This is a genomic window from Hydrocarboniphaga sp. FW305-C-57 (assembly GCF_058783045.1).
This window is the reverse complement of the sequence record NZ_JBYSYG010000012.1, coordinates 1-13,155: the sequence shown is the minus strand read 5'-3', so window position 1 is coordinate 13,155 and position 13,155 is coordinate 1. Positions and strand designations below refer to the sequence as shown.

The window sequence follows — 13,155 nt, the reverse complement described above, 5'->3', positions numbered from 1 at the left end:
TTGACGCAAGCCCGGCTCATCCGGAAGCGGCTTCGTATCTTTTTGAACCGCCTTCGCGCCAAAATGAGTCGGAGTCGGATCTCGCGAATGCGTTGCCGGAACCCAGAAATGTTTGGCGAAGCAACGGTGAATCACATGCGGTGAGGCGGGGCGGAAATCTGTGCAGCCGGTGCTTCCGCGTACGCTCTGCTGCTAGCTTTCCCATCGAGCGGGCGCCGATCCAGCCATGGGTTTTGCGCCGCAAACCCGTATTGCAGACCCGTTCGTGCCGTTTGGCACGGCCAATGCGCTGGTATGAAGATATCGGCATGGCCTGTGATCAGATGCCACTCGAGCAGAGCGCGACGAGCCCGCATCAGCCTGCGATTGAGCCATAAGACTCAGCGGCTTCAAGTCACGCGAGCCTATTCGTCCATGCCATGCCGATGGCGATTTTCGGACCGAGAGAAATCGATCCCCTTTCCAGCGAAGCCGCAAGCCCTCCATTTGCTCCGCAACAGGATGAAGGGTTTAATCCAGGCAACAAAACCCGGTTCCGTACCGAGGGCGGTAATGCCTGGCGCAAGTTCGAAGGCGCATCTGTTAGATGCGCCTTCGGGCTCTGCGAACCCGCCGGTTTATCGGACATGAAAATCCCACCGGGGAGTTGGGAGATTTATATCATTCAAGGGGTTACGAAGACCGTGTGGAGCTTGTCGAAATGCGTTGTCAGTTTACTGGGAAAATCCGTGTCTTCTAATTGGCGTGATGCTGACAAAGAGCCATGCGTGATCTAGTCGAATACGCGGTGCTGTTCGTCTCGATGCTGCTCGTGGTCGTCGGCTTTATCTGGACTGTGCGCGCGGTATTTATTGAAAGCCGTCGAGGCATTGCAAAGGGGCTAGGTTGCATAGCCGTGGGCTTGCTAGTGGCCATGCTGCAAAGCCGCACCCACTATTGGCGGGTAGATAGATGCCTAGATCATGATGGCCGCTACAATTATGAGACTAAAACCTGTGAGTCTTAGCGAAGGCATAACCATCAATTCAAGACCGACAGCCCAGCCTCGCGGCCGGTCCCCGGCTTAATTTGGCGTTGGAGCTATGGCAATGCATAACGATCCCGAGAAAACTACAGCACTCGGCCTGATTCGCTATGCATACGAGTTCTTTGAAGCGGCGGTTGTCGTTGACGAAGAAATCGGCCACCGCCCTGGGTTCGAAATCGTGGCTCCAATCCCAGCCATGTACTTGGTTGGTCACGCAATAGAACTCACCCTCAAGTCCTACCTCGTTCATTGCGGCGTGTCGCTTAAGGGCATACGGGATCTAAATCACAACTTGGTTGCGTGCTTCGAAAAGGCAAAAGAACTGGGCTTGCTGAATCACGCCACATTCGAAGGGCCAGAGGAGGGAGCCTTTGAAATATTAAATGGCCTGTATTCTACAAAGCAGCTGGAGTACATCATAACGGGCCAGAAGCACTTCCCTGTGTGGGGGCTTGTAGAGGCGTTTGCAGCAAGAGCATTCAATGCAGTTGCACCATTGGTAGGCTACAAGGAGAGGTTAGATGGCCGTGTCACGCTCTAGCGAGAGCTTCAAGCCGACAGCCACACCTCCGCTTCGCTTCGGCATGGCTGCGGCTTAAGCTCGGAATTGGGCGCCATGAACAACGAGCACCTGTGGTATTTCGTCGCGCTGTTCGATGTCCTCGGCTTCGAATCAAAGTTTGAGCAGCTTGGACTCGGCGAGATGGCCAAGCTATACGATGCGCTCATTAGCGACGTCAATGCGATGAACGTCCATGCAAGCGAACTCAACCGCTTTCTTCATATTGAAGACGAAGCTACCTGGACCGCGGACGGTGACGCCTTTATCTTCAATCGTGTGAATGGAGCCTATGCTAGCGACTCAATCGTGCTGTGGGCGCACGCTCACTTTCCGCAAGCACGTTCTTTATCTGAGGCCGAACGAGAGTCGCAGGGCACAGACCCCGGAGAGGGTTGGAAGTATCACATCATCCCCTGTGATCGTTTTCTCGAGGCATGCAATAACCTTCTTTGTCACGCCTTCGAAATTGGTTTGCCGCTTCGAGGCGCAATTTCTCTGGGCCCGTCCATTATCGATGAACAACGTAGAGTCTTTCTTGGAAGGCCCATGATCGATGCAGCCAGAGGAGAGAAGGCGCAGAAGATTGTCGGTGCTTCGTTGACCCCGTCTTTCATCAGACAGGTGGTACCTGCTAGGTTCACCATCAACTTCAGGCAGCACCTTAAGCACGGCACCGGCGCTGTCCTCTCGGACTACGCATTGGACTGGCCAAGGCATTGGCGAAGAACCCGAAAGCACAGTCTTCGCGCGGCGGTCTCCTCGTGCAATGCCGACCCCAAAGTGTCCGACTACTATGAGAACACTCTGAAGCTCATAGATGCCTCTGAGCAGAGGTGCTCTGAGCCAGATGGCTTTAAAGATTGGTCTATTCGAACTACCTATCCACAATTTTCGTCGCCGGATCTCAAGTTGAATGTGCGCGCAGTTCGGCGTGTCGCCCAACCATTGCTTCAAGGCGACGTCCCGGGCTCTGTGGCTTCGCCGCTCCGTCCGGGCCACGCGTGAACCGGGGCGTCGGGCTTAGACAGCTATGCCGAAAATGTCATTAGTAAATGAGCAGGAGTTTGCGGACTTGTCGGCGTATGTGAGTCTGTTTTCCACTCTTTTACGGGGCATCCCAGAAAGTTCCGATATCCATCCATCGCATCACATGGACGTTATACCCGGGGAGGTCAGCAAGTCTCAGCGACTTGCAGGCCTTCGCCAAGCGACAAACGACACGATAGAGGCAACAAGAGATTTCACACCGGCGCAGGTTGCAGCAGTCGATGCGGCTTTCCGTGCCCGGAAGGTTATTACACTCTCTGAGGTGCGGCGGCGTTATTGGAGTAAGTACAAGGCAGTCATAAGGCGCGGCTGTATTCGCAATGAAACCGAGTATTACCTCGTCGCCGGCCTATTGAACGATACGGGAGCACAGATGGATGCTGCTGAGCGTGAAACTCTTCTAGGGCTTGTCGCTATATTCGAGTCAAAGGTAGTCCAGAGGGCTCAATCGAAACGGCCCAAAAGCCGGCCGTCCGCTTAGCTCTGCGCTGGGCTCCATGAAGCAGCAACAAGCATCGGCTTGCCCCGTATGCGGCGCTCGCATTGAGCTATGGAGAAAAGCCATAGCCGCGGGCCGAGTCGCTACACAATGCGGCAGCTGCCGATCCGGCCTATGCCAGTCAAAGGCTGTCACCAAGATTCAATGGGCATTGCTTCTGATGTTTGTCATCAGTGCTTACATTTTTTCAACGTTGCCTGTTGTTATTATTGGCATGGCGGCTATCGCAGCCATGCTAGCCATCGCATCAAAGCATCAGTTGCAGATTATTTACATCGCTCCTGGCACCCAACAAGGCGCTACGGCCGAACCATCCGAAAAGCCGGGTGGTGGGCTGAGCTAGGACACCAGTCCTTGAAAAGCGCATGATCGAGGCCGCATCTCTAAGCCGAGCCGCAGCCGGGATTTCATGGGCAGTTTTGCTCCTGGCCGCTTTCGGCTTGGCTTTCCGCTCGCTGGTATGGGCTAGTTGGATTCCGGAGCCCGGTGAGCCCTACGGTGCTTCGGATCTCATAGAGCTCGTTACGGGTTGCCTACTAGTTCTGCTATGCATCGCCTGCGTAGTGCTTGGGGTTATCTTGGCCGTGCGTTCGCCCATCATCGGGCTGCGGCACGTCGCTATAGGAGTTATCGTTCCCGTCACGTACACCTTCATTTATCCGCATCTTCCACTGTTGCGGCTCTGGTAGCGCCATGCGGTCCAATAAGAGCTTCCAGCCGACGTATTGATTCCGCTGCGCTACTGAAGGTTGGGCTTAAAGCTAGCTACCGACGAAGATTAGGAAGTAAGGACATTCCATGATCGACCACATCAAAATCGCAGTTAGCGACTTCGCGCGCAGCAAAGCCTTCTACGTCGCTGCGCTCGGGCCCATCGGCTATCAGCTACTCATGGAGGTTCCGGGCGAACTGACTGGTGGCCATGACGCGGCAGGTTTCGGCGTTCCGCCAAAGCCTGATTTCTGGATCGGCGCTGGCGGGCCCAATGTTCCGCCCATCCACGTTGCGTTCCGTGTTTCCAGCCGCGCGCTCGTTGACGCCTTTTATGCTGCGGCGATGTGCGCTGGAGCGACGGACAACGGGCCGCCGGGCTTGCGCCTTCACTATCATCCAAACTACTACGGCGCCTTCGTTCGCGATCCGGATGGACACAACATTGAAGCGGTCTGCCATGACGCTGAGTCGGCGCAGCGATAGGCCCAACGCAAACACCGAGGCCATTCGCGGCACAGCTGGTTTGGATCTGGAGCGTCCGTCATGAAGAAAGATCGCGCAGGTATGGAGAATCGCGAGCTCATGGTCCGGATCGTGGTCAGGGACGCTCCGAGCGGTGTGAGATTCGCGGTGCAGCGAGGAAAATCGGAACTGCTCGGACCCGGCAGCTGTACGGATGGGGAGCTGGTGTTCGACCTGCCAGTCCGAGTTGCGTCTCGGACCGGGAGCGAGGTGCCCAACATCCTTGGGCTTTACGCACAGGGGCCGGTCTCGGATCGCTTTCTCTACCTGAACTCGGGAACGATGGCGGGACAAACGGGTACTGAGTGGACCCGGCGTGCCAAGATCAAGACAGGCACCATCTCCTGGGCATTGGTCGATGCCGTCCTCGCACAAGACAATGCGGTTCTTCTTGCGGAGATCCATGGTCTCGCTCGAGACGGTGGCCCCTGTTGCGGAACGGTTCCAATCCTCGGTGGAGGCTGGAAAGTCCTGTCTAATCCGAAGGTTTGAAAGGAGGCGAGCGATGGCGAAGGTCACCGGAATCGGCGGCATCTTCTTCAAGAGCAGAAACGATAGTGCGGCCTTGGCTGGCTGGTATCAGAAGCACCTGGGAATCGCGCTCGAAAGCTGGGGCGGGGCGATTTTCAAATGGCCGGACGACAAGGCCGATGACGAGGGGCTTACCGTCTGGAACATCGCGGACAAGGACAGCCAGTGGTTCAGTCCGAGCGACTCGGTTTTCATGATCAATTACCGGGTCGATGATCTGGTCAGCTTGATATCGCAGCTCCGCACGGATGGCGTTCAAGTCGTCGGCGGGCCCGAATCCCACGAGAACGGGAAGTTCGCCTGGATCATGGATCCGGAAGGCAACAAGGTCGAGCTGTGGGAGCCGATGGCCTGGGACGAGAAGAACAAGGGCGCGTAACGCGCCTGCGGGTGATCGCCACCGCGTCTTTCGTATCGGGCCCGCTCGGCTGGATCGAACTGGCTTTGTACGTCGCTTGCGGTGCCGGTGTTCGCGGCGGCGGAGTTCGAAAAGCTCGTGCGTCGTGGCCTGCAGTAGCGGCGAGGACGAAGCCGGGCCTCCGACGCAGTCGCTTGATGCGGGTCAAGGCGCAGCGGACCTCGGTGTCCCACCATGCGCTCGACAAGCCGCTATCCCGCCGGCGGCAGGAGCCCCCGATGAAAAAACCGCGTCCTTTCTCCTTGCACGATTTCGATTCCCTGGCGCAGCTCCGCGACGAGCTGGCGCTGCAGGCGCACCTGTTCAAGGCCGAGGCGAAAGACCGTTGGGAGCTTGCCGAGCAGCGCTGGGACGAGTTGCGGAACCAGGTGCACGCAGCACGCGAATCGATCGACAAGTCGAGCTTCGAAGTGGCCTACGCGACCCAGTTGCTGTTCGAGACCCTGCGCGACAGTTATTCCGATCTGAGGCAAGCCCTCAAGCGCTGAAGATCATTCGGCCCGGCACAGGCAATCGAGCTACAGGCCGAATTGGCGCATGCACGCATCGGTGGCCGGCATCACGCCGGCATGGGTTGCGTCGAATCATGCCGAGCGTACCTGCGATGCTCATGCTCTCCCGCAGTGAAGGCGAAAGCCTTGATCACTGCGACTGATCACCGCCGCCGCGCCGATCGCGAGTCGGCTCAGGGACTCGCGATGTCGAGCACGACGCGGCCGTTGACGCGGCCTTCCCTGAGGTCGCTCAGCACACGGTTGATGTCGGCGAGCGGCGCCCGCGTGATGGTGGGGCGAACCTTGCCTTCGGCGGCGAAATCGATGGCTTCCTGCAGGTCCTTGCGAGTGCCCACGATCGAGCCGCGCACGGTCAGCCGGTTGAGCACCAGATCGAAGACCGAAATCGGGAACTCACCCGGCGGAAGGCCGACCAGGCTCACGGTTCCCTTGCGCCGCAGCATGCGCAGCGCCTGCGAGAAGGCGCCGAGCGAAACGGCGGTCACCAGCGCTCCATGCACGCCGCCGGTTTGCCGGATGACGCGTTCGCAGGCTTGCGGATCGGTGGCGTCGACGGTCAGGTCGGCGCCGAGATAGCGGGCCAGTTCGAGCTTCTCGTCGCCGATGTCGATCGCCACCACGTGCAGGCCCATCGCCTTGGCGTACTGCACGGCCACGTGGCCGAGCCCGCCCACGCCGGAAACGGCGAGCCATTCGCCGGCATGGACATCGGCTTCCTTGATTCCCTTGTAGGTGGTGACCCCGGCGCACAGGATCGGCGCCATGTAAGCGAAGTCGACATTCGACGGAAGCCGGCCCACATAGTCGGCGTTCGCGATCACGTATTCGGCGAAGCAGCCTTGCACGCCGTAGCCGGTGTTGTGCTGATCGTGGCAGAGCGTTTCCCAGCCGGTCATGCAGTGCTCGCAGCCGCCACAGGCGTCGTGCAGCCACGGCACGCCCACCGCATCGCCTTCCTTGAGATGTTTCACGCCCGCGCCGAGCGCGGCGACGATGCCGGCGCCTTCGTGTCCCGGAATGAACGGCAGCACCGGCTTGACCGGCCAATCACCGTCGGCGGCATGCACATCGGTGTGGCAGACGCCGCTGGCGATGACGCGCACGAGCACTTCGCCCGGGCCCGGCGTCGGCACCGGCACTTCTTCGATGCTCAAGGCTGCGCCGAAGCGATGCGCTACAGCGGCTTTCATGGTCTGGGTCATGGTCGGAATCTCGTCCGGTCGTGCTCGATGGCGGTGCAGCTAGGATCGCCGCACACCCGACGCCTCACCTTGACCGTGATCAATGCCGAGGTCGAGTCACGAGTGGACGCTGACGAAACCGCATCGAAGGAGTTCATTCATGACATTGTCCCCGACGGGTTCGGACCAGAAGCCGCCGGAGCATTCGCCCGGAGCGAGCGCGGATGCCGGCGGCCCGACTCCGCATCGCCCGAGGAAAATCCTCGTGGTGTCCTATTCGCGGGGTGGACGCACGCGCAGCGTGGCGCGCCAGCTCGCCGAAATGCTCGGAGCCGACGAAGAAGAAATTCTCGTTTCGGGGAAGCGCACGGGGCGGCTGGGCATGCTGCGCTGCGCGTTCGAGGCGCTCGCCGAGATCAAGCCGCGCATTCACCAGATGCGGCACGACCCGAGGGATTACGACATCGTCGTGGTCGGATCGCCGGTCTGGGCAGCGCGCGTCTCGAGTCCCGTGCGCAGCTATCTTGGCCGCTACGCATCGGTGATGCCGCGCGTGGCACTGTTCTGCACGATGAGTTCGAGCGGCTCAGAACAGTGCCTCGCCGAGATGGGCGCACTGATCGATCCGTATGCGGAAGTGATCGAGCGGGATCGTTTTCCGGGCGTCGCGCTGGACGATGGCGATTTCTGGTCCGAAACGAGAGGGTGCAGAAAGCTCAGGAAGTTTGCCGATACGGTGACTTCCATTCCCGTCGCGTGAAGATCCCTGGTGCTTGGCGCATGCGGCTATCGTCCAAGATGACAAGGCTCGGATATATGAAGTCTCGAGAACCCCTCTCCCGCAAGCGGGAGAGGGCAAGGCGTTTCAGCGAATGAAGCAGGCTGCGCCCCCGTGGCCTGACCGAGCCATCACCTGCTGAACGGCGCCATCCCTCATCCGCTTGCATGAGGAAGCTTTTTCGAAGGCCCCCCTAGCATCGCCGACGTGTCACGATTCTTGTCTGGGGAGGCAAGCATGAAGAAGCTCGATATGCGTCTTGCGCTGATCACCGTGGCCTTGCCGTTCTCGTTGTCCGCTCAAGAAGTGCGAGAACCCGGCGAGAACGAAAGCGCAGCCACCGAGGAGACGGCGCTCGAAGAGGTGATCGTCACCGCGCAGAAGCGCAGCGAGTCGCTGCAGAAGACTCCGATCTCGATCGAAGCCTTCAATGCCGATCAGCTCGCGACACGCGGCATCGACGGCCTCGGCGATCTCGGCAGCAATGTGCCGGGCATGACGGTCGATCCGTTTCCGACCAGCAATGCGAGCCTGCGCTTCTTCATTCGCGGTATCGGCCTGCTCGATGCGCAGGTCACGCAGGATCCGCCCGTAGGCGTCTACATCGACGGCGTCTACATCGCGCGATCGACCGGCAACGCCTTCGACGTCGCCGATCTCGAACGCATCGAGGTGCTGCGCGGCCCGCAGGGCACGCTGTATGGGCGCAACACCACGGGCGGAGCGGTCAACCTGGTGACGCGCCGACCGTCGACCGACGGCTTCTCGATGAGCCACAAGTTCGGCCTCGGCGAGCGCAACATCCGCAATCTGCGCAGCTCGGTCAACGTGCCGCTGGCCGACGATCTCGCGGTCAAGCTCGCCGTGCTCGCGAGCAATGTCGATGGCTATGTCGACAATGACGGCCCCGGCGGAGATTTCGGCGATCGTGACGATCTCGCTGGCCGCTTCGACCTGCGCTGGCAGGCGACGGATTCGCTCACGGTGGACTACAGCTACGACCGCAGCCGCAGCGACTACTACAACTATCTCTACCAGGCCGTGCTGCCGCCCGATGGCGACAAGGGTGCCGCCGAACTGTTCAAGCGCTACGCGCAGTCGCAGTCGGTGTACAGCCACCATCGCCTGAAATCGCTCGCCACGGGCGCACCGCTCGAAGAATCGCGTGTCGACATCGAAGGCCATGCGGCGACGTTCACGCTCGACCTCGGAGCGCACGAGCTCAAGTACATCGGCGCGCATCGCGAGCTCGACGATGCGGCCTACACCGACCTCGGCGGCGGCGCCGGCTCGACCACGTATCGGCTCGACAGCAACGTCTACGACGGCCCCGCGGCGCAGGTCGCCAACGGCGGGCCGACCGAACTCATGATTCCGCGCACCACGCAGAAGCAGTGGTCGCACGAGCTGCAGCTCAGCGGCCTGCTGTTCGACGATGCGCTGCAATACATCGTCGGCGGCTTCTACTTCAGTGAAAAGGCCAAGGAGGATCGCAAGCAGCGCTATCACCAGTTCAGCAGCAACATCAGCCCCGAGCTGATCGCGCCGCTGGAGCCGCTGCTGGGCGGCCTGCTGAACCCGCGGCTCGTCAACTTCGACCAGGTGCTCAACAGCATCGACAACGAGGCGCTGGCTTTCTACACGCAAGGCACCTGGACGCCGAAGCTGCTCGACGAGCGCCTGCATCTGACGCTCGGCTACCGGCATTCCGAAGACCGGCGCGAAGCGCTCAAATTCCGCGTCAACGACACCTACCTCGAAGGCAGCTTCAACGGCTTCGGAACCGCCGTGCTGCTCAGCAGCGCCGATCGCTTCGACAATGTGCGCGCCAAGCGAAAGTTCAGCGATGACGCGATCACCGGCATCGTCGCCTTCGACATCGACCGCGACGTCAACGTCTACGCGAAGTACGCCGAGGCCTACAAGAGCGGCGGCTTCAACACGCGCGATCCGCAGATATCGGGCGACTCGGGGCCGGCTTCGGACGGCATCGACTATGGCTACGGTTTCGTCGAAGGTTTCGCGCCCGAGCGCGTCGACGCCTACGAGCTCGGCGTCAAGAGCGAATGGCTGCAGCATCGGCTGCGCGTGAACGCCGACGTGTTCTACAGCGACTACACCGACATGCAGATCAACTTCCTGATCTCGGGCACGGTGTCGGACACCAAGGTCGCCAACGCGGGCAAGGCGCGCATGCGCGGCTTCGAGCTCGAAACCACGCTGCTGGCCGCGCCGGGCCTGCTGCTCTCGCTCGATTACGCCTATCTCGATGCCGACGTCACCAAGGTGCGCAACATCAACGGTGAAGATGTGACGGACGAATTTTCGTTCGTCTCGGCGCCGCCGCATTCCTTCGTCGCGGCCATCGACTGGACGATGCTCGATCGCAGCTGGGGCGTGCTACGCGGCAACCTCAACTACAACTACACGGGCGACCGGAAGGGAAGCCGCCAGCCGGGCAAGGAGGGCATGACGGCAATCGACTCGTATGGCGTGCTTGGCGCGCGACTGAGCCTCGGCGAGATCGCGGCCGGCAGCCGTGGCAAGGCCGAAGTCGCCTTGTGGGGACGCAACCTGCTCGACAAGGAATACGTGATCTCGGCGATCGACAACCAGCCGCATGCCGATCGGGCGGTGCTGTTCGGCGAGCCGCGCACGATCGGTGCGGAGCTGATTTACCGCTGGCAGTAAGCCTTCGCGCAGCGCGGGGGCGCCGAGCTCGTCTCTACGGGTGAGGCATCGGCTGCATTCGCGGTCTATTCAAGAGCAGGTCCGGCGATCGCCGGGCTTGCGCATACCAATAAGCGTGGGGCCGTCGAACCAGACGGCCACCGCGCGTTCGCGAACACGGGAGAGAGCCGCATGAATCACAGCAGTCGCGTGATGACGAGCCTGTTGGCCACGATCTGTCTGACGGCAGCCGCCCAGGACGATGCTCCGCAAGCAGTATCGGGCGTGGAAGAGGGTGGCATCGCCGAGGTAGTCGTCACGGCCCAACGCCGTGAAGAGAAGCTGCAGGACGTGCCGCTGGCGGTCACCGCGTTCTCGTCCGAGCAGATCGAGTCGCGCGGCATCCAGAGCGTGGACGATCTGTCCGCGCTCGCGCCGGGCCTGCAGATCAGCCGAACGCCCTCCAACAACACCATTTCGCAGATCGCGATTCGCGGCGTCACCCAGATCAATCCGGCGATCTACTGGGACCCGGCGGTCGGCATCTACGTCGACGGCGTCTACATCGGCAAGGCGCAGGGCTCGATATTCGACGTGGTGGATCTGGCCCAGGTCGAAGTGCTGCGTGGCCCACAGGGCACGCTGTACGGGCGCAACACGCTGGCCGGCGCGATCAGCCTGCGCACGCGCGCGCCGAGCGGGCAGTTCTCGGGCAGCGCGAGCCTGGAGTACGGCAACTACAACGCGCTCGTGCAGAAGGCCTCGGTGGATTTGCCGCAGTGGGGTATCGCGCGCATCTCGATCGGCGTGCGCAGCGAGCGACGCGACGGCTGGGTCGACACGGCACGCACGAGCTCGGTCGACGAACTCAACAATCGACACAACGACGCCGTGCGCATCGCGGCCGATTTCGATTTCGCCGATGACTGGGCCGGCGAGTACCGCTTCGACCGCTCCAACGTCAACCAGAGCAACAACTACAACCAGCTCTATCGCCTGCGGCCGACCGGGCTGTTCGACCCGGGTTTCGGGCCGCTCGCCGATCTCTATCCGGTGCTCGCCTCGTACGCCTCGACGCAGCGCCAGGACGAGGCCGACATCGATGCGCCGACTTTCGAACAGGCCCGTATCATGGGCCATTCGTTCACGCTGAGCTGGGATCTTTCGGAGCAGATCACGCTCAAGTCGATCACCGGCTATCGGCGCCTGGAGTGGAACGATTCGATCGACATCGACGGCTCGCCGCTGGACTTCGTCTTCACCCAGCGCTTCACCGACTACGATCAGCTGTCGCAGGATCTGCAACTGCTCGGCAGCGGAGAACGCCTCAACTACGTCGCCGGCGTGTACTACTTCGGCGATGAAGGCGACACTTACAATCCGCAGCAGCTGATCTTCGGCGGCGCCAACTACGACTCGCGCTACGGCACCAAGACCTCGGCCTGGGCGGCCTACGGCCAGATCGACTATCGGCTCACCGAGCAGCTCACCGCCGCGGTCGGCGCGCGCTACACGCGCGAGAAGAAGGACTTGACCCGCAGCTTCGGAGTCAGCGGCTCGACCAGCGATCCGTTCTTCTACTTCATTCCCGAAGGCACGCGCGCCAGCGGCGATTTCGAAGCCACCACGCCGATGGCCTCGCTCGCCTGGCGCGCGACGCAGGGCGTCAATCTCTACGCGCGCTACGCCGAAGGCTTCAAGAGCGGCGGCTTCAACGGCGAATACAGCAACACCGCGCCGCCGGCCGATCGCCCGAACATCAACATCGAGGAGACGCAGACGCCGTTCAAGCCCGAAAAGCAGCGCTCGTTCGAGATCGGTGCCAAGACCACTTGGTTCGATGGCAGGGCGCTGTTCAATCTCGCGCTGTTTCACAACGAGTTGAAGGACATGCAGACCTCCACCTTCGTCGGCGGTGAAACCAGCGCGGCCGGCTCGGTCATCCGCAATGCCGGCGAGGCGACGGTGCAGGGCGCCGAGATCGAGGCCGTGCTCGTGCCGGTGAAGGGAACGCAGCTGCGCCTGAGCTACGCGTATCTCGACGCCGAATACGACGAGTTCACCGACCTGGTGCGCAACCCTGACGACGCGACACCGGCCGACGCCAGCGACGCGGGCAGCTTCGTCGCCGGCAACGCGGCCGACAACCGCGCCTTCGTGCATGCGCCCAAGCACACGTTCAATGTGCTGCTCGACAGCACGCTGCATCGCGCAGCGTGGGGAACGCTGCGCGGCGTCGTCGACTACGCCTACACGGGCGCCTTCTTCACTTATCCCTACCAGCTCGACGGTCCCGGCAGTACGCAGTACAACCCTGCGAACCAGGTCGCCGCGGACACGCGCGTGAAGGCTTACGGGCTGCTCAACCTGCGGCTCGCGCTGGCCGATATCCGCGTTGGCTCGAGCGGGTCGGCGGAATTCGCCTTGTGGATGCGCAACGTGACTGACGAAGACGCAGCCACCAACTACATCGACTTCGGCCCGAGCTTCGGCAGCCTGACGGTGGCGAATTTCGTGGAGCCGAGGACGTTCGGGATCACGGGCTCGGTGCGGTGGTAGTGCGCTGCCTTTTTTAGCCAGAGGCCATGCTGTTCCCCTCTCCCGCTTGCGGGAGTGACCCTGCCTCGGTTTGACGTACATCAGGACGTTGGTAATTTTCTGATGAACGGAGAACGAGATGGGCAAGAGATC

Annotated in this window: 11 protein-coding genes; 10 read left to right on the top strand and 1 reads right to left on the bottom strand. The window is 61.3% G+C overall.

Annotated features, from left to right (window positions below):
- Positions 1–1,088 precede the first annotated feature (1,088 nt).
- The 7 genes from AC3WUM_RS20220 to AC3WUM_RS20190 all read left to right on the top strand — a co-directional run bounded on the left by AC3WUM_RS20220 (position 1,089) and on the right by AC3WUM_RS20190 (position 5,808).
- Positions 1,089–1,568, top strand: a complete 480-nt coding sequence (locus tag AC3WUM_RS20220; RefSeq protein WP_492412551.1) for a hypothetical protein — start codon at positions 1,089–1,091, stop codon at positions 1,566–1,568.
- Between the two features lie 75 nt (positions 1,569–1,643).
- Entirely contained in the window at positions 1,644–2,594 is a 951-nt protein-coding gene (locus tag AC3WUM_RS20215) for a hypothetical protein (protein ID WP_492412550.1), read from the top strand.
- Between the two features lie 701 nt (positions 2,595–3,295).
- A complete protein-coding gene (locus AC3WUM_RS20210) occupies positions 3,296–3,478 on the top strand; it encodes a hypothetical protein (protein ID WP_492412549.1) in 183 nt (60 codons plus the stop codon).
- A 455-nt stretch (positions 3,479–3,933) separates the two neighbouring features.
- Positions 3,934–4,332, top strand: a complete 399-nt coding sequence (locus AC3WUM_RS20205) for a VOC family protein (protein WP_492412547.1) — start codon at positions 3,934–3,936, stop codon at positions 4,330–4,332.
- Positions 4,333–4,392: 60 nt separating this feature from the next.
- A complete protein-coding gene (locus AC3WUM_RS20200) occupies positions 4,393–4,863 on the top strand; it encodes a DUF5990 family protein (protein WP_492412545.1) in 471 nt (156 codons plus the stop codon).
- Between the two features lie 13 nt (positions 4,864–4,876).
- Complete coding sequence (locus AC3WUM_RS20195) at positions 4,877–5,281, top strand: VOC family protein (protein ID WP_492412543.1); 405 nt, start codon at positions 4,877–4,879, stop codon at positions 5,279–5,281.
- A gap of 176 nt (positions 5,282–5,457) precedes the next feature.
- Entirely contained in the window at positions 5,458–5,808 is a 351-nt protein-coding gene (locus tag AC3WUM_RS20190) for a hypothetical protein (protein WP_492412541.1), read from the top strand.
- A gap of 197 nt (positions 5,809–6,005) precedes the next feature.
- Here AC3WUM_RS20190 and adhP read toward each other — a convergent pair whose 3' ends face one another.
- Positions 6,006–7,037, bottom strand: a complete 1,032-nt coding sequence (gene adhP, locus AC3WUM_RS20185) for an alcohol dehydrogenase AdhP (RefSeq protein WP_492412540.1) — start codon at positions 7,035–7,037, stop codon at positions 6,006–6,008.
- A gap of 82 nt (positions 7,038–7,119) precedes the next feature.
- Here adhP and AC3WUM_RS20180 point away from each other — a divergent pair, with 82 nt between their 5' ends.
- The 3 genes from AC3WUM_RS20180 to AC3WUM_RS20170 all read left to right on the top strand — a co-directional run bounded on the left by AC3WUM_RS20180 (position 7,120) and on the right by AC3WUM_RS20170 (position 13,023).
- Positions 7,120–7,776: a flavodoxin family protein gene (locus AC3WUM_RS20180; protein WP_492412538.1), complete on the top strand. Its 657-nt coding sequence runs from the start codon at positions 7,120–7,122 to the stop codon at positions 7,774–7,776.
- A 255-nt stretch (positions 7,777–8,031) separates the two neighbouring features.
- Entirely contained in the window at positions 8,032–10,485 is a 2,454-nt protein-coding gene (locus AC3WUM_RS20175; RefSeq protein WP_492412536.1) for a TonB-dependent receptor, read from the top strand.
- A gap of 171 nt (positions 10,486–10,656) precedes the next feature.
- Positions 10,657–13,023, top strand: coding sequence for a TonB-dependent receptor (locus AC3WUM_RS20170; protein WP_492412534.1), 2,367 nt, complete (start codon positions 10,657–10,659; stop codon positions 13,021–13,023).
- The last annotated feature ends 132 nt before the right edge of the window (positions 13,024–13,155 follow it).

Bases quoted from the DNA above. Each gene is read 5' to 3' on its own strand.
- AC3WUM_RS20220 (WP_492412551.1), top strand. From the start codon at position 1,089: ATGCATAACGATCCCGAGAAAACTACAGCACTCGGCCTGATTCGCTAT.
- AC3WUM_RS20215 (WP_492412550.1), top strand. From the start codon at position 1,644: ATGAACAACGAGCACCTGTGGTATTTCGTCGCGCTGTTCGATGTCCTC.
- AC3WUM_RS20210 (WP_492412549.1), top strand. From the start codon at position 3,296: ATGTTTGTCATCAGTGCTTACATTTTTTCAACGTTGCCTGTTGTTATT.
- AC3WUM_RS20205 (WP_492412547.1), top strand. From the start codon at position 3,934: ATGATCGACCACATCAAAATCGCAGTTAGCGACTTCGCGCGCAGCAAA.
- AC3WUM_RS20200 (WP_492412545.1), top strand. From the start codon at position 4,393: ATGAAGAAAGATCGCGCAGGTATGGAGAATCGCGAGCTCATGGTCCGG.
- AC3WUM_RS20195 (WP_492412543.1), top strand. From the start codon at position 4,877: ATGGCGAAGGTCACCGGAATCGGCGGCATCTTCTTCAAGAGCAGAAAC.
- AC3WUM_RS20190 (WP_492412541.1), top strand. From the start codon at position 5,458: ATGCGGGTCAAGGCGCAGCGGACCTCGGTGTCCCACCATGCGCTCGAC.
- adhP (WP_492412540.1), bottom strand. From the start codon at position 7,037: ATGACCCAGACCATGAAAGCCGCTGTAGCGCATCGCTTCGGCGCAGCC.
- AC3WUM_RS20180 (WP_492412538.1), top strand. From the start codon at position 7,120: ATGCCGAGGTCGAGTCACGAGTGGACGCTGACGAAACCGCATCGAAGG.
- AC3WUM_RS20175 (WP_492412536.1), top strand. From the start codon at position 8,032: ATGAAGAAGCTCGATATGCGTCTTGCGCTGATCACCGTGGCCTTGCCG.
- AC3WUM_RS20170 (WP_492412534.1), top strand. From the start codon at position 10,657: ATGAATCACAGCAGTCGCGTGATGACGAGCCTGTTGGCCACGATCTGT.